Source organism: Mesorhizobium sp. M7A.F.Ca.US.014.04.1.1 (assembly GCF_003998745.1).
Taxonomy (GTDB): domain Bacteria; phylum Pseudomonadota; class Alphaproteobacteria; order Rhizobiales; family Rhizobiaceae; genus Mesorhizobium; species Mesorhizobium ciceri.
The window spans coordinates 1-3,232 of the sequence record NZ_RZRW01000620.1; the positions used below are offsets into that span (position 1 = coordinate 1).

Annotated in this window: 5 protein-coding genes; all 5 read right to left on the reverse strand. The window is 63.1% G+C overall.

Annotation, left to right across the window (positions count from 1 at the left end; translation table 11 throughout):
* Positions 1-103: 103 nt before the first annotated feature.
* The gene (locus tag EOA22_RS28730) at positions 104-520 is read right to left on the reverse strand and encodes a c-type cytochrome (RefSeq protein ID WP_063170780.1); all 417 of its coding nucleotides are present in this window, start codon (positions 518-520) and stop codon (positions 104-106) included.
* Positions 501-1,379, reverse strand: a complete 879-nt coding sequence (locus EOA22_RS28735; RefSeq protein ID WP_063170779.1) for a cytochrome c oxidase assembly protein — start codon at positions 1,377-1,379, stop codon at positions 501-503. The genes EOA22_RS28730 and EOA22_RS28735 overlap by 20 nt, the downstream gene beginning before the upstream one ends.
* A complete protein-coding gene (locus tag EOA22_RS28740) occupies positions 1,376-1,717 on the reverse strand; it encodes a hypothetical protein (protein WP_063170778.1) in 342 nt (113 codons plus the stop codon). Before EOA22_RS28740 ends, EOA22_RS28735 begins: the two co-directional genes overlap by 4 nt.
* A 1-nt stretch (position 1,718) precedes the next feature.
* Positions 1,719-2,324 (reverse strand): cytochrome c oxidase subunit 3, encoded by a 606-nt coding sequence (locus EOA22_RS28745; RefSeq protein ID WP_013525139.1) that lies wholly within the window; start codon positions 2,322-2,324, stop codon positions 1,719-1,721.
* Positions 2,321-3,232, reverse strand: a 912-nt coding sequence (locus EOA22_RS28750; protein ID WP_206521348.1) for a cbb3-type cytochrome c oxidase subunit I, incomplete at its 5' end; no start/stop codon positions are given. The genes EOA22_RS28750 and EOA22_RS28745, both read right to left, overlap by 4 nt.

The window sequence follows — 3,232 nt, forward strand, 5'->3', positions numbered from 1 at the left end:
TATCCGATCCGTCTCAGCATCAAAGCTAGATGATCCTGGATCGGCGATAGTCGGTCTCTTCCACACAGGGTCGGCGTTGTCCGTCAAACGGTGAACCGCTCAATCATTTCAGAGCGTAGAGGTAGGCCGCGATATCGCGCGCCTGCTGCTCCGAAATTCGGGTCGATGGCATGGCCGTGCGCGGATTGATTTCCCTGGCAGACCGTATCCAGCGGATCAGGTTCTCTGGATTGTTGGCCAGCCCGCCGCCGATAAAGGTGCGGTCAGCAAGACTGGCGTCGAGGCGTGGACCGACCTGCCCTTGCGCGCCCGGCACGCCCGAAATCGTATGGCAGCCGGAACAACCATTCGCAGTCATGATCGGCATGGCGCGCGCAATGTCACCTCCCGTGGCCGCCTCCGCCTCGTGGCGGATGCGCGCCGCCTGATCGGACCACCAGGTCATTCCGGCCACGCCCGCAACGAGCAGCACCAGCGCGACGCTGGCGCCGGCAAGCAGCTTAGACAAGCTCGTAGGCATGCGCAGCCTCCCCCCTTCCGCTCGCCTTGATCCACAGCGCGGCCAGCAGCAGCGCTGCGCCGCCATAGATCAGTCCAGCGGGAACCCACATCACCAGCCCGGCAAGTTGCTGGTCTTCCAGGGGGCTCAAATTCCATAGTGCCGCACCCACCGCGTTCTGCGGGTACCAGAGCCGCGGCGAGAGCAGCAGGAGCACGCCAAGCAGGCCAGTGTGCAGCGAGGTGACGAAAAGATGCATCACTGCGGTCCCATAGGCATGCTGGCGGCCGGGACGCGGCAAGAGTACCCACCAGAACAGCAGCCCTGTTCCGAAGAAGCTCGCGTGCTGTGCATAGTGCATCACGCCGCGTTCGAGCGCGGCCTCGAACAACGCCGGAAGGTGCCAGATCCATATGGCCAGGCCGTGGGCAATGGTCGCGCTGAGCGGTCGAGTTACGAAAGACCAAACCGCATTCAGCCATCTGCCGTGCGCGGCCATTCCAAGAATGCGCCGGACCCCGGCGGGATATCCCCACATCAAGGCCGCAGCCGGGCTGGCGGAGACCAGCAGCGGCGCCGCCACGGCCATCAGCAGTTCATGCTCGATCATATGCGCCGCAAAGATCTGCTCACCGAGTGCATGAATCGGGCTGACCAACGCGGCCGTCAACACGCCCCATCCGGCCGTGAACAGCAGAGCCTGGCGCAGCCGCAAAGTCCTGCCGCGGCTGCTGCGCCGCCAAAGCCGGCCAGCTCCAACGACATATATCAGGGCAAGCACGGCAAGTGGCAGGGTGATGGGCAGCGCGAGCGTCCACCCGGCCTCGGGTGCGCCGGCGCCGTAGCAGATGGAAGTAGAGAACAGCCCGTCCAGATTCATCGCAGGCACTCATCCAGGATCAGCGCCGCGCTGCCTTGCATGAGGATCACAAGCGCAAACAGCAACGCCGACAGCATGCCGAGATTGGCGACGAAGCGCTCTGTGGCGCGCGTACGCTTCGGCTTGAATGCGGCACCGCCTCGCCGCTTCGCCCGCCACGACAGCGCCCCGCCGAGCAGCGACAACAAGACGAGCAGCAGCGCCACGGGAAGCACGACCGGCACCTGGCGATTGCATTGCCAGGGCACCAGCGCATAATTCAGCTGTGTCGAGACCGCCCACGCCAGCGGCCCTGACAGAAGACCACCCCAAGACGTTCCCAGGCGTAATGCACGCATCTCAGCCTAGCCTCGGCACCCAGTAGATGAGCAGATAGATCGGAATCCAGGTCAGGACCACGAAGTCCCAGTAGAAGACATTGTCGCCGACATCGCCGAAGCGACGGCCGCTATAGCCGTGGCGCGTGAACATCAGCACAGTCAGCACGATGGTGTCGCCGACATCGGTGATGAGATGGGTGGTGTGCAGCCCGAGCAGCACCCAGAGCATCGATCCATAGGCATTGGTGTCCCAATAGATGTTGAGGGCCGGGAATTCGAACCAGCGCACGACGAGCGGAGCGATGCCGAGCAGCGACATGACCATCAGCCCGATCCGCACCGGCACCATCGAACATTGCTTGGCATAGCGGTGGAGGATGTGGTTAGGCACAAGGCTGACGATGAACAAAATGGTGACGATCGTTCCGGGCCAATGGTTCGGGCGCGGTGCGCTGAGCGGCCAGTCTGGCCATGACTGCGCAAGGTAGAGATAAGCGCCGGCCGCCAGCGCGAAGCCCGTGCCTTCCAGCGCCATGAAACCCAGCGTGCCCCACCAGGTCGGGCTGCGCGGACCGTGCCCGAAGGTGGGCAGGCCAGAAAGATCGGCGGCGGCGCGCTGCTTCATTCCTCGTCCTCCGGATCGCCCTTGGGCCAGAACCATCCGATCAACGTGATGGCGATTGGCGCGGCGCCCCAGACGATCGCCCAGGGCGTGAAGATTGAATAGAGAAACGTGCCGCCGACGGCCAGCGCCGCTAAAAGCGGCCAGATCGAAGGGGCGGCCGATTTCTCGCGAATGTCGGGATGAGCTTCGGCCACGGTCGAGATGAGGAGTTCGCGCGCGTCGACGCGGAGCCCGGTCGCTACAGGGAGCGCCTCGCGCTCGGCCCAGAGCGGCTCGATATGAGTGACGATGGGAATGCGTGCGAAATTATAGCTCGGCGGCGGCGAGGATGTTGCCCACTCCAAGGTTCCTGCGTCCCAAGGATTGTTGCCGGCCGAGGTGCCTTTCAACGCGCCATGCACAAGGTTGAAGGTGAACAGGACAAAGCTCAGGAAGAAGAGTAACGCCCCAGCCGAGATGAAAAGGTTGATGTTGCCCCAGCCAAGCTCGGCCGGATAGGTGTAGACACGTCGTGGCATGCCCCACAGGCCGACCAGATGCATCGGGAAAAAGGCTGCATTGAACCCGATGAAGGCCAGCCAGAAATGCCACCGCCCGAGGCGTTCGCTCATCATGCGGCCGGTGACCTTCGGGAACCAGAAATAAGCCGCGCCAAGCAGCGGGAACACCGAGCCGCCGATCAGCACGTAATGGAAATGGGCGACGACGAAATAGGTGTCGTGGACCTGAAGATCCAACGGAACTGAGGCGAGCATCACGCCCGTCAGCCCGCCGATGACGAAGATGAAGAAAAAGCCGAAGACGAACAGCAACGGAGTTCGGATCACCGGTCTGCCGTCCCATAATGTTGCCAGCCAGCAGAAGATCTGTACGCCGTTCGGGATGGCGATCATCATGCTGGATGCGGT

Coding starts and splice junctions, on each gene's coding strand:
- EOA22_RS28730 (WP_063170780.1), bottom strand. CDS start 520: ATGCCTACGAGCTTGTCTAAGCTGCTTGCCGGCGCCAGCGTCGCGCTG.
- EOA22_RS28735 (WP_063170779.1), bottom strand. CDS start 1,379: ATGAATCTGGACGGGCTGTTCTCTACTTCCATCTGCTACGGCGCCGGC.
- EOA22_RS28740 (WP_063170778.1), bottom strand. CDS start 1,717: ATGCGTGCATTACGCCTGGGAACGTCTTGGGGTGGTCTTCTGTCAGGG.
- EOA22_RS28745 (WP_013525139.1), bottom strand. CDS start 2,324: ATGAAGCAGCGCGCCGCCGCCGATCTTTCTGGCCTGCCCACCTTCGGG.